This window comes from Azospirillum sp. NS33, from assembly GCF_059703765.1.
In genome coordinates this window covers 28,909-49,876 of the sequence record NZ_BAAKJB010000007.1, presented here as the reverse complement: position 1 = coordinate 49,876, position 20,968 = coordinate 28,909, and the positions used below count along the sequence as shown (strand labels likewise).

At 70.9% G+C, this 20,968-nt stretch carries 17 protein-coding genes and 1 pseudogene; 4 read left to right on the top strand and 14 right to left on the bottom strand.

Annotation, left to right across the window (positions count from 1 at the left end):
• Nucleotides 1-16: 16 nt before the first annotated feature.
• A complete protein-coding gene (locus tag AC6H2I_RS08585) occupies nt 17-3,148 on the bottom strand; it encodes a PAS-domain containing protein (protein ID WP_497500185.1) in 3,132 nt (1,043 codons plus the stop codon).
• 307 nt (nt 3,149-3,455) lie between these two features.
• On the opposite strand from AC6H2I_RS08585, the gene rpmG reads away from it, so the two are divergent.
• A complete protein-coding gene (gene rpmG / locus AC6H2I_RS08580) occupies nt 3,456-3,623 on the top strand; it encodes a 50S ribosomal protein L33 (protein ID WP_029007077.1) in 168 nt (55 codons plus the stop codon).
• A 134-nt stretch (nt 3,624-3,757) separates the two neighbouring features.
• On the opposite strand, the gene AC6H2I_RS08575 is transcribed toward rpmG, so the two are convergent.
• The 4 genes from AC6H2I_RS08575 to AC6H2I_RS08560 all read right to left on the bottom strand — a co-directional run bounded on the left by AC6H2I_RS08575 (nt 3,758) and on the right by AC6H2I_RS08560 (nt 7,672).
• The gene (locus AC6H2I_RS08575; protein WP_497500184.1) at nt 3,758-5,170 is read right to left on the bottom strand and encodes a PleD family two-component system response regulator; all 1,413 of its coding nucleotides are present in this window, start codon (nt 5,168-5,170) and stop codon (nt 3,758-3,760) included.
• Between the two features lie 51 nt (nt 5,171-5,221).
• Nucleotides 5,222-5,626 (bottom strand): response regulator, encoded by a 405-nt coding sequence (locus AC6H2I_RS08570; RefSeq protein WP_497500183.1) that lies wholly within the window; start codon nt 5,624-5,626, stop codon nt 5,222-5,224.
• A 194-nt stretch (nt 5,627-5,820) separates the two neighbouring features.
• Nucleotides 5,821-6,498 carry a GGDEF domain-containing protein gene (locus AC6H2I_RS08565; RefSeq protein WP_497500182.1) on the bottom strand — a complete coding sequence of 226 codons (678 nt, stop codon included), beginning with the start codon at nt 6,496-6,498 and terminating at the stop codon, nt 5,821-5,823.
• 193 nt (nt 6,499-6,691) lie between these two features.
• On the bottom strand, nt 6,692-7,672 hold the full coding sequence (locus AC6H2I_RS08560) for a 2-hydroxyacid dehydrogenase (protein ID WP_497500181.1): 981 nt from the start codon (nt 7,670-7,672) through the stop codon (nt 6,692-6,694).
• Nucleotides 7,673-7,777: 105 nt separating this feature from the next.
• On the opposite strand from AC6H2I_RS08560, the gene AC6H2I_RS08555 reads away from it, so the two are divergent.
• A complete protein-coding gene (locus AC6H2I_RS08555) occupies nt 7,778-8,638 on the top strand; it encodes a cell envelope integrity EipB family protein (RefSeq protein ID WP_497500180.1) in 861 nt (286 codons plus the stop codon).
• Nucleotides 8,639-8,720: 82 nt separating this feature from the next.
• Here AC6H2I_RS08555 and ilvC read toward each other — a convergent pair whose 3' ends face one another.
• From ilvC to miaA, 5 genes are all read right to left on the bottom strand, one after another.
• A complete protein-coding gene (gene ilvC / locus AC6H2I_RS08550; protein WP_497500179.1) occupies nt 8,721-9,740 on the bottom strand; it encodes a ketol-acid reductoisomerase in 1,020 nt (339 codons plus the stop codon).
• 207 nt (nt 9,741-9,947) lie between these two features.
• Nucleotides 9,948-10,454, bottom strand: coding sequence for an acetolactate synthase small subunit (gene ilvN / locus AC6H2I_RS08545; protein ID WP_497500178.1), 507 nt, complete (start codon nt 10,452-10,454; stop codon nt 9,948-9,950).
• Between the two features lie 28 nt (nt 10,455-10,482).
• On the bottom strand, nt 10,483-12,246 hold the full coding sequence (locus AC6H2I_RS08540) for an acetolactate synthase 3 large subunit (protein WP_497500177.1): 1,764 nt from the start codon (nt 12,244-12,246) through the stop codon (nt 10,483-10,485).
• A gap of 219 nt (nt 12,247-12,465) precedes the next feature.
• Nucleotides 12,466-13,680 carry an aminotransferase-like domain-containing protein gene (locus tag AC6H2I_RS08535; RefSeq protein ID WP_497500176.1) on the bottom strand — a complete coding sequence of 405 codons (1,215 nt, stop codon included), beginning with the start codon at nt 13,678-13,680 and terminating at the stop codon, nt 12,466-12,468.
• Nucleotides 13,681-13,698: 18 nt separating this feature from the next.
• Complete coding sequence (miaA, locus tag AC6H2I_RS08530; RefSeq protein ID WP_497500175.1) at nt 13,699-14,670, bottom strand: tRNA (adenosine(37)-N6)-dimethylallyltransferase MiaA; 972 nt, start codon at nt 14,668-14,670, stop codon at nt 13,699-13,701.
• Between the two features lie 166 nt (nt 14,671-14,836).
• On the opposite strand from miaA, the gene serB reads away from it, so the two are divergent.
• The gene (gene serB / locus AC6H2I_RS08525) at nt 14,837-15,733 is read left to right on the top strand and encodes a phosphoserine phosphatase SerB (RefSeq protein ID WP_497500174.1); all 897 of its coding nucleotides are present in this window, start codon (nt 14,837-14,839) and stop codon (nt 15,731-15,733) included.
• Nucleotides 15,734-15,824: 91 nt separating this feature from the next.
• Complete coding sequence (locus AC6H2I_RS08520) at nt 15,825-16,421, top strand: hypothetical protein (protein WP_497500173.1); 597 nt, start codon at nt 15,825-15,827, stop codon at nt 16,419-16,421.
• 90 nt (nt 16,422-16,511) lie between these two features.
• Here the strand turns inward: AC6H2I_RS08520 and AC6H2I_RS08515 are convergent, their stop codons facing one another.
• The 4 genes and pseudogenes from AC6H2I_RS08515 to hflK form a co-directional block, all read right to left on the bottom strand.
• A complete protein-coding gene (locus tag AC6H2I_RS08515; protein WP_497500172.1) occupies nt 16,512-18,083 on the bottom strand; it encodes a DegQ family serine endoprotease in 1,572 nt (523 codons plus the stop codon).
• Nucleotides 18,084-18,286: 203 nt separating this feature from the next.
• Nucleotides 18,287-18,475: a DUF2065 domain-containing protein gene (locus AC6H2I_RS08510; RefSeq protein ID WP_497500171.1), complete on the bottom strand. Its 189-nt coding sequence runs from the start codon at nt 18,473-18,475 to the stop codon at nt 18,287-18,289.
• A 304-nt stretch (nt 18,476-18,779) separates the two neighbouring features.
• Nucleotides 18,780-19,718, bottom strand: a pseudogene (gene hflC, locus AC6H2I_RS08505) (protease modulator HflC); the annotation flags it as partial.
• A gap of 10 nt (nt 19,719-19,728) precedes the next feature.
• Complete coding sequence (hflK, locus tag AC6H2I_RS08500; RefSeq protein ID WP_497500170.1) at nt 19,729-20,892, bottom strand: FtsH protease activity modulator HflK; 1,164 nt, start codon at nt 20,890-20,892, stop codon at nt 19,729-19,731.
• Nucleotides 20,893-20,968 lie beyond the last annotated feature (76 nt).

The following is a 20,968-nucleotide window of genomic DNA, read 5'->3' as shown; positions in this document are numbered from 1 at the left end:
GCCGGCCAGCCGGCCGTCAGGGGGCCGCGTCGGACGACGGTGCGCGTGTCGGAAAGCGCAGCGTGAACACCGTGCCCTTGCCGGTCTCGCTGGACACCGCGATGCTGCCGCGCAGGGTGCCGGTGACGATGTTGTAGACGATGTTGAGGCCGAGCCCACTGGCCCCCTGCCCCCGCTTGGTGGTGAAGAAGGGGTCGAAGATCCGCGCCAGGTTCTCCGGCGCGATTCCCCGCCCGTCGTCGCCGTGGCGCAGTTCCACCAACCCGGGATCGGTTTCGCAGGCGCTGATGCGGATGGTCCCCGCCTGCCCCTCGTCGTAGGCGTGGACCAGGGCGTTGATGAGCAAGTTGGACAGCACCTGCGACAGGGCGCCGGGGTAGCCGTCGATGACGATCGCCGCGGCGATGTCGGTCTTCACCGTCACCCGCGTCTTCTTGAACCGCGGCCGGAGGCTCAGCAGCACCTCGTGCACGTAGCTCCTCAGGTTGAAGATCCGGCGTTCCGCGCTTGCCTGGTCCACCGCCACCTGCTTGAAGCTCTGGATCAGGTCCGACGCGCGGTCGATGTTGCTCATGATCATCTGCGCCGTTTCCGAGGACAGCGCCAGGAAGCCGGCCAGATCGCTGCGGCGCAGGCGGTTGTCGTGGAAGGCGGCGGTGATCTTCCCCACCTCCTCGCCGAGGTGCGAGATGGCCGTGAGGGCGACCCCGACCGGGGTGTTGATCTCGTGGGCGACACCCGCGACGAGCTGCGCCAGGGACGCCAGCTTCTCGGCCTGGATGAGGCTCTCCTGGGCGTGCTGCAGCTCCGCCAGCGCCCGCTCCGCCCGGTTCTTCGCGGCGCGCAGTTCCTCCTCGGCCCGCCGGCGCTCGCTGACGTCGGTGAAGGTGGAGACGAAGCCGCCGCCGTCCATGGGCAGGCCATACACCTCGATCACCGTGCCGTCGCCCAGCGCCCGCTCGAAGCGGTGCGGGGTCGGGGTGCGCGCCCGCTCGACCCGGACGCGGACCTGCTCCTCGATGTCGCCGGGGCCGTACTCGCCGCGCTCGGCGTTGTGGCGCATGAAGTCGGCGAACGGCCGCCCCTCCAGGTTGAACTCGACCGGGAACTGCAGCAGGTCGATGAAGCGCTTGTTCCAGGCGATCATGCGCAGGTCGCCGTCGAAGGCGCACAGCCCCTGCCCGATGCTCTCCAGCACCGCCTGCAGCAGCGCCGATTTGCGGGCCAGCTCGTCCTCGGTCTGCTTGCGCCGGGTCATGTCGGTGTAGGTGCGCACCAGGCCGCCGCCGGGCAGGACGTTGGCGCGAATCTCCAGCACCGCGCCGTTGGGGCGGCGGCGTTCGTAGGCGATCGCCGGCGGATGCTCGTCGACCCGGGCGGGACGGCCGCCCGGGCGCAGCGCGGCGGGCAACTGCTCCAGCCCGGGACCGAACTCCCCGGCGGCCAGCTGATGGGCGACGATGGCGTCCTCGGTGGGCTCGCCGGCGAACACCGAGTCCGGCAGGTCCAGGAGGTGCTGGACGCGGCGGTTGCGGGCGACGACGCGCCCGTCCGCATCGTACATGATGACGCCCTGGTCCATGTGCTCCAGCAACGCTTCCAGGGTGTGCGTCTTGAGCGCCAGCTCGGTCTCCGCGGTCTGCCGCGCGGTGACGTCGGTGTAGGTGCGCACGAATCCGCCGTCGGGAAGCCGGGTGGTGCGCACCTCGACGATGAGGCCGTTGGGGCGGACGTGCTCATAGACGGGAACGTCGGCGGACCGGGCGAAGGCGACGCGCTGGCGCACCACCTCCTCGACGTCGACCCCCTCGCCGTACTCGCCCTGCCGGGCGGTGGCACGGATCAGGTCTTCGAAGCGCATGCCCGGCCGCGCCAGCTCGGGAGGCAGGTCGTAGAGGGCGAACAGCCGGCGGTTGACGGCGAGCACCCGCAGGTCCGCGTCGACCATGGCGATGCCCTGCCCCATGTTCTCCAGGGTCGCCTCGAGCACGGCGTTCTTGACCGCGATCTCCGCCGCCGACCGCGCCTCCCGCTCGCCCTCCCTCTGCTTCTCCGTGGTGACGTCGCGCACGACGCTGACGATGCCGCCGTCCGGCGTCGGTCGCTCGGCGATGCGGACGAACCGCCCACCGGCGACCGGAAGGTCCAGCGGACCGCCGGGGAAGCGGTGGGCGACCCGCATGGATTCGCGCCAGCGCCGCCGTTCCGCCGGCCGCAGCTCCGCCGCATCGGGGAAATGCCCCGCCCCCATCCCCGCCTCCAGGATGTCCTCGTAGGTCGTTCCAGCGGTGCAGCCCGGCCCCATCAGCGCCCGGTAGAGCGCGTTGCATTCGACCAGCCGGTCGTCGTCGTCGAAGAGGGCGAACCCCTCCGGCAGGCTCTCCACGGCGACCGAGAGCTGGCGTTGGGCGCGCCGGGCCGCCTCGTCGGCACGGACCTGGGCGGTGACGTCGGTCCACAGGCTGTAGAGGTCGCCGTCCTCCCCCACCCGCTCCTCGAACCGCAACCAGCTCCCGTCACGGAGGTGCAGCGTCAGCGGCACCGTGGCGGGCCGCACGACCGCGTCGTCACGGGCCAGCAACGGCGTCAGGCGCGCCTCCTCCCCGGGAGCCAGCAACCGGTCGCCGACCGCGGCCAGCAGCGTCGCATAGGGCACCCCCGGCTGGAACAGGTCCACCGCGTCGGGCAGCAGGTCGCCCAACGCCCGGTTGGCCATCACGAAGCGACCGTCCGCGCCGATCCGGGCGAACCCCACGCGCATCGCCGCCGCCGTGTCGCGCCCCAGCGCGCGGTCGGCCACCAAGGCCTTCTCGGCGGACACGTCGGTCCAGATCTTCAACAGGCCGCCTTCGGGAAAACGATGGGATTCCACGCGGAACCACCGGCCGTCGCGACGCTGGTAGACGTAGGGCCCGGAGGGTGCGCGGTGACGGCGCAGACCGGCGGACACGTGGCGTTCCCAGGACGCCAACTCGTCGGGCGCCAGATTCACCGAGAAGTACCGCCGCAGCGTCTCCTCGTAGGACACCCCGACCCGCAACAGGTCGGCCTCCTCGGGGAAGTAGCGGAGGTAGGCGGGGTTCCACAGGACGACACGATCGTCGGCGTCGTACAGGCACACCGCCGCGTCGATGCGCGCCAGAAGCACGCCCAGAATCGCGCCTTCACCAACCGGCAGGGGGGTCCCGGCGGTGCCGTGAGTCATCGCAACAGGCGGCGTGTCCACAACTGATCCCGACGCACAGTCCCGGTCGTCCGCATTCTAGCAGGTCTTCCGCACATTCCGTCACCTCCAGTTGTCATAGGGGCCCGCGGCATCGGGGCACGACGCACCTCTCTGCTGACTTTCACGTGGACAGCGGGGCTTGACATGGCGTGCGAGGGGCGTATGTTGCGCCTCTACGTCGCCGCCCCGCCGGGCAGGCGGGTTGCGGATATTTGTCGGGATCTCGATCATGGCCAAGCAAAACACCGTCCTCATCAAGCTCGTGAGCACGGCCGATACCGGGTTCTTCTACGTCAAGAAGAAGAATCCGAAGAAGACCACCGAGAAGCTGTCGTTCAACAAGTACGACCCGGTGGCGCGCAAGCACGTCGAGTTCAAGGAATCGAAGATCAAGTAAGACGGACCGGCAGCGACGTGCACGGATAAGGCCGCCCCCGGGGGCGGCCTTTTGCGTTTACTGGATCTCGGGCCACCCCGGGGCGATCGCGGCAGGGGCAAGGGACCGGGGCAAGGGACCGGAGCCGCCGGCACTCAGCGGGGCGGCGGCCGCCGCAGGTCGGCGTCGCCGGCGGCCGGGTCGCCGACCACGCGGTTGCGCCCGCGATCCTTGGCGGCGTAGAGCGAATCGTCGGCACGCTTGATCAGCCCCTCCGCGGTGTCGCCGATGCGCCCGCCCACGGCGATGCCGACGGACACCGTCACCCCGATCGACCCGGCCGGGGCCGGGATGACGAAGGGCGCATCGCCGATGCGGCCGCGCAAACGCTCGGCCACGATCATCGCCGCATCGCCGTCGGTGTCCGGCAGCACCACCAGGAACTCCTCGCCGCCCAGCCGCGCCACCAGGTCGAAGGTCCGCAGGTTGCGGCTGGCGCGATCGGCCACCTCCTTCAACACGCCGTCGCCGACGTCGTGGCCGTAGGTGTCGTTGACCACCTTGAAGTGGTCGATGTCGAACATCAGCACCGCGACCGGCTTGTGGCTGTCGATGGCCCGTTCGATGAGCCGGGGCAGGTGCGCGTTGACGTAGCGGCGGTTGAACACGCCCGTCAGGCTGTCGGTCAGCGCCATCGACAGGCTGTGCTCGTAGTTCGACCGAAGGCGGTCCTGATAGCGTTTGCGCCGGATCTGGGTGCGCACCCGGGCGAGCAGCTCGTTGCGGTCCAGCGGCTTGATCACGTAGTCGTTGGCGCCGAGTTCCAGCCCCTTGGCGACCCGGTTGAGGTCCCCCTCGTCGACCACCAGCAGTATCGGCACCTGCCGCGTCCGTTCGTGGGAGCGCAGCTGGGAGCACAGGCGCAAGCCGTCCTCGTTCAGCAGGGTGAGGCTGACGATGACGAGCTCGAAGTCGTCCTGCAGCGCCCGCTCGAGGGCGCGCCCGCAGGTGTCGGCGGCGACCACGTGATCGCTGTCGCGCTGAAGCGTCTCGACGATCTTGTCGAGGTCGAGCGCGGAGTCCTCCAACACCAGCACACGCGCCTTCTCCGGCGATTCCGACTGCAGGGTGCCGGTCGGCTCGAACACCCCGAACTGGCCGGAGGTGTTCTCGCGCATCCGCCACTCGTCCATCATCATCTTCAGGCGGACCAGGGAGCGCACCCGGGCGAACAGCGCGATGTCGTTGACCGGCTTGGTCAGGAAGTCGTCGGCGCCAGCCTCCAGCCCGCGCACGCGGTCGGCCACGTCCGACAGCGCCGTGACCATGACCACCGGGATGTGCATCGTCGCCGGGTCGGAACGGATGCGCTCGCACACCTCGAACCCGTCCATTCCCGGCATCATCACGTCCAACAGAACGATATCCGGTGATTCCTTCTTCACCAGCTCCAAGGCTTCCGGGCCGTTGTGGGCGCTGATGACGTCGAAATACTCGCGCGTCAGCTTCGCCGCCAAAAGCTTCACATTCGGCAATACGTCGTCGACGACGAGAACGCGCGCAGACATTTTGAGCCTTTATTTAAAAAGCCGTGGACATCGCCGTCGCCGCAAGGGCGGTCAGCCAAGATACTTTCTAACCGTTTCCAGGAACTTGACGACGGAAATGGGCTTCGCAATGTAGTCCTCGCAGCCGCCTTCCCGAATTTTTTCCTCGTCCCCCTTCATGGCGAAGGCGGTGACGGCGATGATCGGAATGGACTTGAGATCATCGTCGTCCTTGATCCACTTGGTCACCTCGAGCCCGGAGATCTCGGGAAGCTGGATGTCCATGAGGATCAGGTCGGGACGGTGCTGGCGCGCCATGGTCAGCGCGTCCATGCCGTCGCGCGTCTGCAGCGTCTCGTAGCCGTGCGCTTCCAGAAGATCGTGGAAGAGCTTCATGTTCAGCTCATTGTCCTCCACGATCAGGACACGCTTCGCCGCCACAGCAGACCGGCCGAGACCTTTCGCGTCCGATGACATCAAAGCGCCCCCTGGCGTCCGCCGCTGCCGAACACAGCCACTCCAAGAGAAAGCCACTTGCGCGGTATCGCCAAGGGGCCGGTATACCGCCTTCTCTATGGGTCGGCGACGGTTAAATTGTGGTTAGCGCGGTCATCGCGGCCAACGCGGTCATCGCGGATGCGCGGCGGGCCGTCGAGCCCGGCCGCCGACAGTCAGGCGGCGCGGCGGGCGGCGCGGCGCTCGCCCTTGTGGCGGTACATCCGCACGTCGGCCTGGCGCACCACCTCGTCCTCGCGGTCGTGCCCGGTGTAGGGCTGCATGCCGAGCGAGAAGCGCAGGGGCAGGGTCCGGCCGTTCCAGTCGACGTGGGCGGCGGTGGCGGCGGCGGCAAGCTGCGCCGCACGGCCGGCACCGGCGTCCGCGTCGGTGTCGGTCAGCAGGACGGCGAACTCGTCACCGCCGAGGCGCGCCACCACGTCCTGCGCCCGCACCTGCGTCTGAAGGAAGCGCGCGACCTCGCGCAGATAGGCGTCGCCAGCGAGGTGGCCGTGGGTGTCGTTCACCGCCTTGAAGCCGTCGAGATCGATGATCAGCAGGACGCCGCCGGTGCCCCGGCGCCGTGCCGCCGCCAGCTCCCGCCGCAGGTGGCTGTAGAACCCCCGGCGGTTGAGCAGGCCGGTCAGCTCGTCGGTCATGGTCAGGCCTTCGAGGAACGCGATGCGCTCCTGCTGCTGCTCGATCAGGTCCTTGGCCTCGGCCAGCCGGGCCAGCGCATCGTGGAGCTGCCAGGCCTCGCCGTCGGCCAGCCGCGCCAATCCCGGCGACCGCAGGCTGGCGGTGGCGACGGGGATACCCTCCAGGACGACGCGGATGGGGGCTTGGACGGTCATGGCTCGGCTCCTCGGCGGACGTGGCGGGTGCACGCTCTCACGACCAAGGATTAGCAACGCCCATGCCACCCGCTGTTCCCAAGGATTCCAAGGCCTTGCGGCCGGACCGCCCGGCCGGGATGCGCCGGGATGCGTGGCCGACCCGGCAGGAACTGCCGGGGTTGGCGGTCGCGCTAGGAAAATCCGTCGCCGCTCAGGCGACGGGGTCCGGCAGGGGCCGCCCGGCGAAGAACGCGTCGAGGTTGTCGAGGGCCCGGAACCCCATGGCGGTGCGGGTCTCCACGGTGGCGCTGCCGAGGTGCGGCAACAGGAACGTGTTGTCGAGGCTCCGGTAGCCCGGGTGGAGGTCGGGTTCGTTGGCGAAGACGTCCAGACCGGCCGCGGCCACCCGGCCGCTGCGCAGGGCGCCGATCAGCGCGTCGTCGTCGACGATGGCGCCGCGGGCCGTGTTGACCACGATCGCCCCCGGCGGCAGCCGCGCGATGCGCCCGGCATCGAGCCAGCGCCGCGTGTCCGGAGTCGCCGGGCAATGGAGCGAGAGCACGTCGGCCACCGCGAGCATGGCGTTGGCGTCGGCGTGGTGGACGGCTCCCCGCTCCAGATCGGGCGGCAGCCGGCCGCGCCCGGCGTAGTGGACGTCCATGCCAAAGGCGCGGGCCCGCAGAGCCACCGCCCGGCCGATCCGCCCCATGCCGAAGATGCCGAGCCGCTTGCCGCCGAGGTGGGTTCCCATGAGCTGGGTCGGCGTCCATCCCGTCCAGCCGCCGCCGCGCAGCAGCCGCTCCCCCTCCGAGGCGCGCCGCGCCGCGCCCAGCATCAGCAGCATGGCCAGGTCGGCCGTGGCCTCGGTCAGCACGTCCGGGGTGTTGGTGACCCGGATGCCCCGCGCCGTGGCCGCCGCCAGGTCGATGTGATCGGTGCCGACGGAGAAGGTGGCGATGACGCGCACGCTGGCCGGCAGGGCGGCGATCGCCGCCGCGTCCACGCGGTCGGCGGGGCAGCACAGGACCGCGTCGGCCCCGGCCGTCCGGGTCGCCAGCGTCTCCGGCGTCTGCGGCGCGTCGTCGGGGTTGAGACGAGCGTCGAAGTCGCGCGCCGCCCGCGCCTCGACGGCGTCGGGAAGTCGCCGCGTCACCACCAGAACCGGCCTCGCCGTCCCCGCACCACATCCCATGATCGTCCCCCTGCTGGCCGCAACGGCGTCGCCAACGCTTTCGCTCGACCGCGAAAGCGCCCATTATCCCGAAGACCCGATCTCGATTCATAGGCCGCACCGACCGTGGATGCCACCCCGACGAACCGCCGCCCCGCCTGCCGCCCGCGCCCGCTCGCCCGGGCCGCCGCCGTCGCCGTCCTCGCCGCGCTTGGCCTGCCCGCGACCGCCGGCACGCTGGCGACCGCCGCCCAGGCCGCGCCCGAGATCCTGCCGCACCGCGCGCTCTACAAGATGTCGCTGCTCAAGGCGCGCAACAGCAGCAAGGTCGCGGACGTCAGCGGCGTCATGATGTTCGAATGGGCCGACGCCTGCGAGGGGTGGACGACCCAGCAGCGCTTCCAGCTCCGCTTCGTCTACGCCGAAGGCGACGAGACGACGATGGCGACGACCTACACCACCTGGGAAACCAAGGACGGCTCCCGCTATCGCTTCAGCGTGCGCAAGCTGATCAACGGCGAGCTGGACGAGGAGGTCCGGGGGTCCGCACGCCTGGACATCCCCGCTGGCGGCACCGCCACCTTCAACGCGCCCGAGGAGCAGGAGATGACGCTGCCGCCGGGAACCATGTTCCCCACCGCCCACACCATCGCCCTCATGGAGCACGCCTCGGCGGGCGACGTGCTGCTGAACCGGCCGGTGTTCGACGGGGCCGACGCGGAGGGCGCCACCGAGGTCAGCGCGGTGATCGGCAAGCCGACCACGGCCACCTCGGCGGTGGCGGACAACCTGTTGAAGGGGGTCGGCGGGTGGCCCGTGCGTATGGCGTTCTTCCCGCTGGGCAGCGAGGCGGCGCAGCCGGAGTACGAGATGAGCCTGCGCCTGCTGGGCAACGGGGTCGCCGAATCGATGCAGATCGACTACGGCGACTTCACCGTCGACGCCGTTCTGGACCAGTTGGAGGCGCTGCCTCGCTCCGGGTGCTGACGCCCCCGGGGCGGCCGCCGGTCCGCAACGCGCCGCCCTCCCCGCCCCGCTCGGCGCGGCGGAGGGCGGCGGACCGCATCACTCAGTTCTTGGCCTTGTCGACCAGGCGGCGCTCGGCGATCCACGGCATCATGGCGCGCAGCTTCTCGCCGACCTGCTCGATGGAGTGCTCGGCATGGCGGCGGCGGATCGCCTTGAAGCTCGGCTGGCCGGCCTTGCACTCGAGCATCCAGTCGCGCGTGAAGCGGCCGGACTGGATGTCGTCCAGCACGCGCTTCATCTCGGCCTTCGTCTCCGCGGTGATGACCCGCGGGCCGGTCTTGTAGTCGCCGAACTCGGCGGTGTTGGAGATGGAGTAGCGCATGTTGGCCATGCCGCCCTCGTACATGAGGTCGACGATCAGCTTCACCTCGTGCAGGCACTCGAAATAGGCCATCTCCGGGGCGTAGCCGGCTTCCACCAGCGTCTCGTAGCCGGCCTGGATCAGGTGGGTCAGGCCGCCGCACAGCACCGCCTGCTCGCCGAACAGGTCGGTCTCGCACTCCTCCTTGAAGGTCGTCTCGATGACGCCGGCGCGGCCGCCGCCGATCGCCGAGGCATAGGACAGCGCGATGTCGAGCGCGTTGCCCGAGGCGTTCTGGTGGACCGCCACCAGGCAGGGAACGCCGCCGCCGCGCTGGTACTCGCCGCGCACGGTGTGGCCCGGGCCCTTGGGCGCGATCATGAACACGTCGAGGTCGGCGCGCGGCTCGATCAGGTTGAAGTGGACGTTCAGGCCGTGGGCGAAGACCAGCGCCGCACCCTCCTTGAGGTTCGCGGCGAGGCTGTCGCGGTAGAGGTCGGCCTGCAGTTCGTCGGGGGTGAGGATCATCACCACGTCGGCCCAGGCCGCCGCCTCGGCCGGGTTCATGACCGTGAATCCGGCGCCCTCGGCCTTCTGCGCGCTGGCCGAACCGGGACGCAACGCCACCCGCACGTCCTTGATGCCGCTGTCGCGGAGGTTGTTGGCGTGGGCGTGACCCTGGCTGCCGTAGCCGACGATGACGACCTTCTTGCCCTTGATCAGGTTCACGTCGGCATCACGATCGTAGTAGACGCGCATGGTGGTGGTTCCTTAGGGGATTGCTGGATTGCTGGTTCGGTTCTTGCCGGTTGGCGGGCTCGGCCGCATTAATCCGTCGGCGGCGGCGCCGCGTCAAGCGGTTCGCCGCCGCTTCCGTTGACCGCCGGGACAATGGTGCCGCCGACCCGGCGCATGCCGCGGCCACGCGGGCCGGCGGCGGTCCGCAACGGACCGCCGCGGGGGCGCTCAGAAGCCGCCCTGGCCCTTCGACATGGCGAGCACACCGGTGCGGCTGGTCTCCACGAGGCCGAGCTGGCTCATCAGGCCGATGAACTCGTCGACCTCGCCGGTGGTGCCGGTCAGCTCGAAGACGAAGGAGGTGAGGGTGGCGTCGACCACCTCCGCCTTGAAGATGTCGGCCAGGCGCAGCGCCTCGATGCGGCGCTCCCCGGTCCCGCCCACCTTCACCAGGGCCAGCTCGCGCTCGACGCACGGCCCCTCGTCGGTGAGGTCGCGGACCCGGTGGATCGGCACCAGGCGGTCGAGCTGGGCCTTGATCTGCTCGATGATCATCCGGGTGCCCGAGGTCACCAGGGTGATGCGCGAGAGGTGGCTCGCGTTGTCCACCTCGGCCACCGTCAGGCTTTCGATGTTGTAGCCGCGCCCCGAGAACAGGCCGATGACGCGGGCCAGCACGCCCGGTTCGTTGTCCACCAGCACGGCGATGGTGTGCTTTTCGATTCTCTCTTCCACGACACGGATCTCCGCCAGAATCTTGGTCTTACACCAGCACCATGCCGTCTTCCGGCGTGGCGTCGGCCGGGTTCTCCTCCGGTCCGAAGAGAATCTCGTTGTGCGCCTTGCCGCCCGGGATCATCGGGAAGCAGTTCTCCTTGGGATCGACGCAGACGTCGACGATCACCGGCTTGTCGCGGACCGCCATCATCTGCTCGATGACGCGGTCGACGTCGGCCACCGTCTCGGCGCGCAGCCCGACACAGCCCCAGGCCTCCGCCAGCTTGACGAAGTCCGGCAGCGCCTCGGAGTAGCTCTCGGAGTAGCGCGAGCCGTGCAGCAGCTCCTGCCACTGCCGCACCATGCCCATGTACTTGTTGTTCAGGATGAAGATCTTGACCGGCGCGCGGTACTGCACGGCGGTGCCGATCTCCTGCATGTTCATGAGGAACGACGCCTCGCCGGAGATGTCGACCACGATGGAGTCGGGGTGGGCGATCTGGGCACCGATCGCCGCCGGCAGGCCGTAGCCCATGGTGCCGAGGCCGCCGGACGTCATCCAGCGGTTGGGCTGGTCGAAGGGCAGGAACTGGGCCGCCCACATCTGGTGCTGGCCCACCTCGGTGGTGATGTAGAAGTCCTTGCCCTTGAGGTATTCGCGCAGCCGCTCCAGCGCGTACTGCGGCTTGATCACCGTCTCGGTGCGGTTGTAGTTGAGGCAGTTGCGGGCCCGCCATTCGGCGATCTGCCCCCACCACTGCTTCAAGGCGGCGGCGTCGGCCTGCTTGCGCTTGTCCGTCCACACCCGGATCATCGCCTCCAGGGCATGGCCGCAGTCGCCGATGATGGGGATGTCCACCGCCACGTTCTTGTTGATCGAGGACGGGTCGATGTCGACGTGGATCTTCTTGGAGCCCGGCGCGAACTCCGACAGCTTGCCGGTGACGCGGTCGTCGAAGCGGGCGCCCAGGTTGATCATCACATCGCAATTGTACATCGCGAGGTTGGCCTCGTAGGTGCCGTGCATGCCGAGCATGCCGAGCCACCGCTCGTCGGAGGCGGGGAACGCGCCCAGCCCCATCAGCGTCGAGGTGATCGGGAACCCGGTCAGCCGCACCAACTCGGTCAGCCGCGCGGCCGCCGCCGGCCCGGCGTTGACGACACCGCCGCCGGTGTAGAACACCGGCCGCCTGGCGCCGGCCATCAGCTCCACCGCCTCCTCGATCCGGGCGAGGTCGGGCGTCACCTGCGGGCGGTAGGTCTTGTGCTTCACCTCGGTCGGCGGCTCGTAGACGCCGTCGGCGAACTGCACGTCCTTGGGCAGGTCGACCACCACCGGGCCGGGCCGCCCGGTGCGGGCGACGTAGAACGCCTCGTGCAGGGTACGCGCCAGCTTGTCCGGGTCCTTCACCAGGTAGTTGTGCTTGGTGCAGGGCCGGGTGATGCCGGTGGTGTCCGCCTCCTGGAAGGCGTCGTTGCCGATGAGGTGGGTGGGCACCTGGCCGGACAGGCAGACGATGGGAATGGAATCGCACAGGGCGTCGAGCAGGCCGGTCACCGCGTTGGTGGCCCCGGGGCCCGAGGTCACCAGCACCACCCCCACCTTGCCGGTGGAGCGGGCGTAGCCCTCGGCGGCGTGGACGGCCGCCTGCTCGTGACGTACCAGGACGTGGCGAAGGTCGTTCTGCTGGAACAGGGCATCGTAGATGGGAAGTACGGCGCCGCCGGGATAGCCGAAGATGACGTCCACACCCTGGTCCTTCAGGGCCTTGATGACGATCTGCGCGCCGGTCAGCTTCTGTTCGGGCATCGGTTTCGACCTTCGTTGCTGGCCGCGTGTCTCAGGCGGCCCATTCGCTCCGTTCCGCTCCGCGACCTGTTGGCAGGGAAAACAAAGGGTTACCCCCTTCCGCAGGGCCGGGAGCGAGACCCTAGTGGATGTGCGGCGGTGCGGTCAACCGTTTTTGCGAATTATCGCAAAGGATTCTTGCCGCACCCTTTGCACATATTACGCATCCTCGGCAACATCTCAGACGGCCACCGTCTCCAGCAGGCCGGCGATGCGGCGCACGCCCTCGCGGATGCGCTCGGGCTTGCTGGCGGAAAAGCTGAGGCGGATGGTGTTGGCGCCGGACCGGTCGGCGAAGAAGGCCGCGCCGGGAACGAAGGCGACGTTGGCCTCGCGGATGGCGCGGTCCAGCAGGGCGACGCCGCACTGCCCCTCCGGCAGCTCGATCCACACGAACATGCCACCCTGGGGCCGCGTCCAGCGGATGCCCGGGGGCATGTGCGCCTCGAGCGCCTCCAGCATGGCGTCGCGGCGCTCCTTGTAGGCGACGCGCAGGCGCTTCACATGGGCGTCGTAGATCTGCGACACCACGTCGTGCATGACGATCTGGTTGATGGTCGAGGTGTGGAGGTCGGCCGCCTGCTTCATCAGCACCAGCCGGTTGACGACCTCGCGCGGCGCCGACACCCAGCCCACCCGCAGCGCCGGAACCACGGTCTTCGAGAAGGAGCCGCAGTGGATGACGGCCGCCGGCGCCCCGCCGTTGCGCGCCGCGTCGATCGCCGCCAGGGAGGGCAGCGGGTCGCCGTCGTAGCGCAGCTCGCTGTAGGCCGCGTCCTCGACGACCGGCACCCCGGCGGCGGCGCACAGGGCGACGATGGCCTCGCGCCGCGCCGCCGACACGGTGATGCCGTTGGGGTTCTGGAAATCGGGGACGAGGTAGAGGAACTTCGGGCGTGCCACCAGGGCCGCCTCGAGGTCGTCCAGCACCGGCCCCTCGTCGTCCATGGCGATGGAGACGTAGCACGGCTCGTAGGGGGAGAACGCCTGCAGCGCGCCGAGATAGGTCGGCTTGGTCACCGCCACCAGGTCGCCCGGGCCGATCAGCAGCTTTCCGACGAAGTCGAGGGCCTGCTGCGAGCCGCTGGTCACCAGCACCTCGTCGAGCGCGACCGGCACACCCTTGCGCGCCATGTGGCCGATAATCCATTCGCGCAGCGGCGTGTAGCCTTCGCTGATGGTGTACTGCAGCGCCCCGCCGGCGCCGGCGTTGGACTGGAAGATCGTCTCGTAGGCGCGCGCGATGGCCGCGGAGGGAAACAGGTCGGGGTCGGGAATCCCGCCGGCGAACGAGATGATCTCGGGCCGCTCGATCAACTTCAGCAATTCCCGGATTTCCGAGGCCGCCATGCCGGCGATGCGCCCGGCGAAGAGATCACCCCACTCAAACGTCACTTTGCTTCCTCCTGAGGGTCAACCGCGCAACGACCGTGCGGCCAAGCGAAGAATGTCATCGCGCCGCTGCGGAAAATAGAGGGAAGAAATGGTATGGCTGCCATGCCGTGCGGAGGGGGGCGGGCGCTCGGCGAGCTGGTGACGGAACCAGGTCACCTGCCGCTTGGCGTAGCGGCGCGTCGCCCGCTGGGCCAACGCCACGGCGGCCGCGTGGTCGAGGTCGCCGTGCAGGAGGCGGCGCAGCTCTGGCACCCCCAGCGCCTTCATCGCCGGCAGCTCCGGGTCGAGGCCCAGCGCCTCGAGGCCCCGGACCTCGTCGAGCGCGCCGCGCTCCATCATCGCCAGGAAACGCCCGTCACCGGCGGCGTAGAGGTCGGGCCGCGGCGGGTCGATGGTGATCACCAGGAACGACAGCCCGGGCGGTGCCCCTTCGGCGGCCTCGCTCTGCCAGTCGGAGAGCGCGCGGCCCGTGGCCTCGACGACCTCCCAGGCGCGGGTCAGGCGCGTCGTGTCGCCGGCGCTGAGTCGCGCCGCGGCGGGGTCGCGGCCCACCAGCTCGGCCCGGAACGCCTCCCCCCCCAGCGCGCGCAGCCGGGCGCGGGCCGCGGCCCGCACCGCGTCGGGGACCGCCGGCACCGCGCACAGCCCTTCCATCAGGGTGCGCAGATAGAATCCGGTGCCGCCGACCACCACGGGCACGCCACCGCGGGCGTGGACGGCGGCGATGGCGTCCAGCGCCAGGTCGCGCCAGCGTGCCGCCGTGCCCCGTTCGGCCGCGCCCAGCACGCCGTAGAGCGCGTGGGGCGCCCGCGCCAGCTCCTCGGCGCCGGGGCGCGCGGTGAGCACGTCCAGCTCCCGGTAGAGCTGCATGCTGTCGGCGTTCACCACGCCGCCGCCGAACTCCCGCGCCAGATCGACGGCCATGGCCGACTTGCCTGATGCGGTGGGTCCGCCGATGACGATGACCGGGGCGTCGGCGCCCGTCCCCATGCTGCCCTCCTTCGTGTGCCGCCGTCGGCAGGGCGTTTGTACGGAGTCTGGTGGGCCCCTTCCAGGGCGAACAGCCCCGCCCCGCCAGCGGCGCGCAGCACCGTTGGCCCCGGCCGCGGGGCTGTGGTAGGGAGCAGCGCGTCCCACCCCCGCCGGAAGCCTGCCGATGAACGCCGTCCTCACCCTGATCGCCGCCCCCGCCACGCCGCTGGACGACGCGGCGGTGCACGCGGTTCGCGCCGCCCTCGAAGGCATCGGCGCCGACGTCGCCCCGCCCGACTGGCTCGCCCCGGCCACCGCCTGCGATCTCGCCTTCGCCGGCCTGGTGCCGGAACAGGCGGACGCGGCCGCCCGCCACGCCCTGGCCGGGCGCCCGGTGGACACCATCGCCCAGGGCCTCGCCGACCGCCGCAAGCGCCTGCTGGTCGCCGACATGGAATCCACCATCATCCGCCAGGAGATGCTGGACGAGCTGGGCGACTACGTCGGCATGAAGGACCGCATCGCCGCCATCACCGCCCGCGCCATGAACGGCGAGATCGATTTCAAGGAGGCCTTGCGGGAGCGGGTCGCCCTGCTGAAGGGCCTGCCGGCCGCCGTCCTCGACGACGTGTGGGCGCGGGCCGAACTGATGCCGGGCGCCCGGGCGCTGGTCGCCACCATGCGCGCCGACGGCGCCCACTGCGTCCTGGTGTCGGGGGGATTCCGCTGCTTCACGGGGCGGGTGCGCGACTGGATCGGCTTCGACGACGACCAGGGCAACGACCTGGAGGTGGAAGAGGGCGTGCTCACCGGGCGCCCCGCCGAGCCGATCCTGGACAAGGACAGCAAGCTGCAGGCGCTGGTCCGCTACGCCGCGGCCCGGAGGGTGCCGGTGAGCGCCAGCCTGGCCGTCGGCGACGGCGCCAACGACCTGCCGATGCTGCTGGCGGCCGGGCTCGGCGTCGCCTTCCACGCCAAGCCGGCGGTGGCGGCGGAGGCGCGCGCCCGGGTGGACCACGGCGACCTCACCGCCCTGCTCTACGCCCAAGGCTACCGCAGCGCGGACATTGTGGAGTCATGAGGCTGTTTTCCCGCGCCGCGGATTGACCGCCCCTCCCCCCGCGGTGGTAGGGTCCGGGCTTGATCCGCTCGTCCGCGCGATGGAGATCCTCATGCGCCGTCCCATCCGCCTGCCCGCGCTTCTCGCCGCCGGCGCCCTCGGCCTGAGCGCGCTGCCCGCCCTGGCCCAGGACGGCGACTTCGCCCACGGCCACCTCATCCCGCTCGAGGACGAGATCTACGTGCCGCAGCCGAGCTTGCGGGAACGCGCCGCCGACCACGCGGTCGACGCCTGGCGGACGCTCTCCGACGGTGCCGACGCCGCCGCGGCGGCGGCGGGCTCCGTGGTGGCGCCGGTGGTGCGCGATCTCACCGACGCAGTGGCACCGGCGGTGGACGCGGCGACAGAGGCGGCGGCCGACGCGCTCGGCCCGACCGCGGCGGCGGTGTCGGCGATGGCCGAGCCGACGCTGACCCGGGTCGGCGCGGGCGCCGACCGCGTCTGGAGCGAAGCCGAACTCCTCGCCATCGACGCCCGGGTCCAGGCCGAGCGCCTCGCCACCTCGGTCGCCGCCACCGCGGAGGAGGTGCGGGCCCACCCGGCGCTGCAGACGGTGGCCGACGCCGGCCTGCTGTTCCGCCTCGTCGAGGGGGCCGGCGTCACGCTGCTGGTCGGTGGCATGGCCTGGCGCAAGCTGCGCGGCGCCTGATCCCCGCCATCCCCCCGTTCCGCGCGGCGGTTGCACGCAAAAAGGCCCCGGCGACGCGCCTCGCCGGGGCCTTTGTCGCGTTGCGCCCGATCAGCCCTGGCCCAGCGGCAACGCCACGAAGCGCAGGTCGCCCTGGCGGTCGATCAGCAGCAGCACCGACTTCTTGCCCTGCTCGCGGGCCTGCTGGACCTTGGCGGTCAGCGCCGCCGGGTCGGTGACCTCCTCCTGGCCCACCTCGACGATGACGTCGCCGGGGCGCAGCTCCTTCTCCGCGGCGGCCGAGCCGGCCTTGACGTCGGTGACGACCACGCCGTTCAGCTCCGGCTTGAGGCCGTATTGCTGGCGCAGCTCCGGCGAGATGCCGGAGAGCGTCAGCCCCAGCGCCTCGCTGCTGGCCGCCGCCGGGGCGTCGGACGGGGATTCCCCCGGGGTCGCCGCCAGCAGCCCCGATTCCTCGGCCGCCTCGAGTTCGCCCACCTTGACCTGGAACTGCTCCGCCTTGCCCCGGCGCCACACCTCGACCGGCACGTCGCGGTCGATCGGCGTCTCCGCCACGACCCGCGGCAGACGGCGCATCTCCTCGATCTTGCGGCCGTTGAAGGTGGTGATGACGTCGCCCGCCTCGATCCCGGACGCGGCCGCCGGCCCGCCCGGCGTGACCGACGCGACCAGGGCGCCGTGAGCCTCGCTCAGGCCCAGGCTCTCGGCGATCTCCGGGGTGACCGCCTGGATGCGCACGCCGAGCCAGCCACGCCGGGTGCGGCCGTATTCTTTGAGCTGGTTGACGACGGTCTTGGCGAGGTTGGCGGGAATGGCGAAGCCGATGCCGACCGAGCCGCCCGACGGCGAGAAGATCGCCGTGTTGATGCCGATGACCTCGCCGTTCAGGTTGAACATCGGCCCGCCCGAATTGCCGCGGTTGATCGAGGCGTCGGTCTGCAGGAAGTCGTCGTAGGGGCCCGCGTTGATGTCGCGCTGGCGCGCCGAGATGATGCCGGCGGTGACCGTCCCGCCCAGGCCGAACGGGTTGCCGATCGCCACCACCCAGTCGCCGACCCGCATCGCGTCGCTGTCGCCGAAGGGAACGGCGGTGAGCGGGTGCGACGTCGCGATCTTCAGCAGCGCGAGGTCGGTCTTGGGGTCGCGGCCGACCAGCTCCGCCTTGATGTTGGTGTCGTCCTGGAGGATGACGGTGATCTCGTCGGCGTCCTGGATGACGTGGTTGTTGGTGACGACGTAGCCGTCGGTGGCGTCGATGACGAAGCCGGAGCCGAGCGACGTGGCGCGCCGCGGCGGCGCGTCGGGCTGCTGGTTGCGGTCGAAGAAGTCCTTGAAGAACTCCTCGAACGGCGAGCCCGGCGGGAACTGCGGGATCTCCGGGCGCGCGCCCGGGGCGCCGCCGGGGCCGTTCTGCGGCGCGGTCTGGCTGGTGGAGATGTTGACGACCGCCGGCAGCAGCCGCTCGGCCAAGTCCGCGAAGCTCGCCGGAGCGGGCTGGGCCTGCGCCATGGCCGGGGCGCTGAGCGCCCCCGCCGCGGCCCACAGGAGGGCGGCGGCGACCGGAAGAATCGCCGCCCGACCCACGGGGCCCACCCGCCGGCCCCGGGTGGCAACGTGGGCCGCCCCGGCGGCGGCGTTCACGAACTGTCGTATGCGGTTCACTGGGCTCGTCTCCCTGCCTCGTACGCCGCCGCACCCCCTCGGGGCGCGGTCGCGGCACCCCCACACCGGATCGGTGATCCGGCCCGGAGAGCGGATGCGGGGCGCGGCGCTCGCCGCTTCAAGCGTGGCTTGCCCACCGCTCCGCCCCAGGTTGGGTGTGCCGAGTATGCGGAGACGAGTATGGTCGAAAAAAGGCGCGGCCGCTATGCCCCGCGCAGCATCCACACCATCGCCACCCCCGCGACCACCGCCAGCAGCCCGCCGGTGCGCAGCTGCCCTTCGGACCGGGTCAGCGCCTCGGCGATGACCCGGCGCATCGGACCGGGAAAAAGGGCGTACAGCGTGCCCTCGATCACCAGCAGCAGGGCCAGTGCCGTCCACAGATCGTTCATGGTCGACCGGTCTCAGCGTGGGGGTGGCGGGAAACGGGCGGCGCCCGCCCGCCCCTCGCGCGGCGAGGGGCGGGCGGGCGCCGGATCGGCGCGCCACGGCGCGCCGGCCGTCCGATCAGCGCACGGCGGTCGCCGGGGCGGCGTCGGGCGTGCCACCGGCGGCGGCGTCATCCGCCGAGGTCGCCGCCGCCGGAGCGTCGGCCTCCGTGGCCGCCGCCGGGGCCACCGGCGCCGGGGAGGCCGCGGCCGAAGCGGGCGCCGCCGGGCTGCCGGCCGGCCCGGAGGCCGGCGTCTCGGAAGCCGCAGCGGTGGACGCCGCGGGGGCCGCCGGGACGGCCGCCGGCGCCTCGGCGGAGCGCGGCGACTCGTTCGCCCCGATGCCCACGGTGCCGTTGCCGAAGAAGCGGAAGAAATCCCCCTTGGGCGACAGCACCAGCGTGGTGTCGTCCTGGTTCAGCGCCTTCCGGTAGGCCTCGAGCGAGCGGTAGAAGGCGTAGAACTCCGGATCCGCCGAGGTCGCCTCGGCGATGATCTGGAACGCCTGGTTGTCGCCCTCGCCGCGCAGGATCTGCGAGTCGCGCTGCGCCTCGGCGAGGATCACCGTGCGCTCGCGCTCGGCCCGCGACCGGATCTGCTGGGCCTGCTCCTGACCCTGGGCGCGGGCTTCCGAAGCTTCGCGTTCGCGTTCGGAGCGCATCCGGGCGAAGATCGCCTGGCTGGTCTCCTCCGGCAGGTCGGCACGCCGGATGCGCACGTCGACGATCAGCAGCCCGAAGCGCTGGGCCTCGTCATTCACCTGGTCGCGGATGTCGTTCATCACGCGGGCGCGCTCGTCGGACAGGATGGCGAGCAGGGTGACGCTGCCGAGCACCCGGCGCAGCGACGAGTTGACGATGGTGTTGAGCCGCGTCTCGGCCACCGCCTCCGACCCGGCGGTCTGGAAGAACTTCAGGGGATCGACGATGCGGTAGCGCGCGAAGGCGTCGACGTCGAGGCGCTTCTGGTCGGCCAGGATCACCTGCTCGACGGGCGGGTCGAGATCGAGCACGCGGCGGTCCATCATCACCACGTTCTCGATGAAGGGCACCTTGGCCTTGAGGCCCGGCTCCTGGATCACCCGGCGCGGCTCGCCGAGGCGGACCACCAGGCCCTGCTCGGCCTCGTTGACGGTGAACAGCGACGCCGAGGCGATGATGGCCAGCACGATGACGACGATGCCGGCGATGAGGAGGTTCCGGTTCATGATGTGCTCCTCACTGCGTGCGCGGCGACGCTTTGGGCACCGCCGGCGCGGCGCCGGGCGGCTGCAACTGGCTGAGCGGCAGGTACGGCACGACCCCCTGCCCGCCCTGGACGTCGGAGTCGATGATCACCTTGTTGGCGCCGCTCAGGATCTGTTCCATCGTCTCCAGGTAGAGGCGGCGCGCCGTCACGTCCTTGGCCCGGGAATAGGCGTCGTAGACCTTCGAGAAGCGCTGGGCGTCACCCTGGGCCAGGCTGACCGTCTCCTCGCGGTAGGCCGACGCCTCCTGGATCAGTCGCTCGGCCTCGCCTCGGGCGCGCGGGATGATGTCGTTGCGGTACGCTTCGGCCTCGTTGCGCAGGCGCTCGCGGTCGGCGCGGGCGCGCTGCACGTCGTTGAAGGCGTCGATGACCGGCCCCGGCGGATCGGACTTCTGGAGCTGGACCTGGGTGACCTCGATGCCCGACTGGTACTCGTCGAGCATGGCCTGCAGGAGCTGCTCGGTCTGCTGCTCGATCTGCTGGCGGGCCTCGGTCAGGGCCGGCTGGAGGTCGGTGCGGCCGATCACCTCGCGCATGGCGCTCTCGGCCGCCTTCTTCACCGTGCCCTCGGGGTCGCGGATCTTGAAGAGGTACTCGCCGGCGTCCTTGATCAGCCAGAACACCGTGAAGTCGATGTCGACGATGTTCTCGTCGCCGGTCAGCATCAGCGATTCGTCGCTGACGTCGCGGTCGCCGCTGCGCCCGCTGCCGGCGGAGCGGTAGCCGATCTCGATGCGGTTGACGCGCGTCACCTTGGGGGTGAAGACCGTCTCGACGGGGGCCGGCCAGTGGTAGCGCAGGCCGGGCTGGGTGGTGTCGACCCATTCGCCGAAGCGCATGACGACGCCCTGCTCGTCGGGCTCGACGCGGTAGATGCCGCTGAGGCCCCAGATGGCCGCCAGCACCACGACGACGATGCCGATGCCCCGGCCGCTGCCGAAGCCGCCGGGCATCGCCCGCTTCAGTCTGTCCTGGCTGCGGCGCAGCAGGTCTTCAAGGTCGGGGGGCTGGGGCCCCCCGCCGCCACCGCCGCCTGACGGCCGTCCCCACGGATTCTGGCCACCACCGCCACCGCCCGGTGGCGGTCCCCAGGGGCCGCCGCCGCCGCCCCCACCCTGATTGCTCCACGGCATTCCTGTCAGTCCCCTTGTGCTCTCTCGATCGCCGGCATACCCGGTCTCTTTACCATTGTCGCCGGCCCGCACTATA

Bases quoted from the DNA above. Each gene is read 5' to 3' on its own strand.
- AC6H2I_RS08575 (WP_497500184.1), bottom strand. From the start codon at position 5,170: ATGTCTGCGCGCGTTCTCGTCGTCGACGACGTATTGCCGAATGTGAAG.
- AC6H2I_RS08565 (WP_497500182.1), bottom strand. From the start codon at position 6,498: ATGACCGTCCAAGCCCCCATCCGCGTCGTCCTGGAGGGTATCCCCGTC.
- AC6H2I_RS08570 (WP_497500183.1), bottom strand. From the start codon at position 5,626: ATGTCATCGGACGCGAAAGGTCTCGGCCGGTCTGCTGTGGCGGCGAAG.
- AC6H2I_RS08520 (WP_497500173.1), top strand. From the start codon at position 15,825: ATGCGCCGTCCCATCCGCCTGCCCGCGCTTCTCGCCGCCGGCGCCCTC.
- ilvC (WP_497500179.1), bottom strand. From the start codon at position 9,740: ATGCGCGTCTACTACGATCGTGATGCCGACGTGAACCTGATCAAGGGC.
- AC6H2I_RS08540 (WP_497500177.1), bottom strand. From the start codon at position 12,246: ATGCCCGAACAGAAGCTGACCGGCGCGCAGATCGTCATCAAGGCCCTG.
- AC6H2I_RS08560 (WP_497500181.1), bottom strand. From the start codon at position 7,672: ATGGGATGTGGTGCGGGGACGGCGAGGCCGGTTCTGGTGGTGACGCGG.
- rpmG (WP_029007077.1), top strand. From the start codon at position 3,456: ATGGCCAAGCAAAACACCGTCCTCATCAAGCTCGTGAGCACGGCCGAT.
- miaA (WP_497500175.1), bottom strand. From the start codon at position 14,670: ATGGGGACGGGCGCCGACGCCCCGGTCATCGTCATCGGCGGACCCACC.
- serB (WP_497500174.1), top strand. From the start codon at position 14,837: ATGAACGCCGTCCTCACCCTGATCGCCGCCCCCGCCACGCCGCTGGAC.
- hflK (WP_497500170.1), bottom strand. From the start codon at position 20,892: ATGCCGTGGAGCAATCAGGGTGGGGGCGGCGGCGGCGGCCCCTGGGGA.
- AC6H2I_RS08510 (WP_497500171.1), bottom strand. From the start codon at position 18,475: ATGAACGATCTGTGGACGGCACTGGCCCTGCTGCTGGTGATCGAGGGC.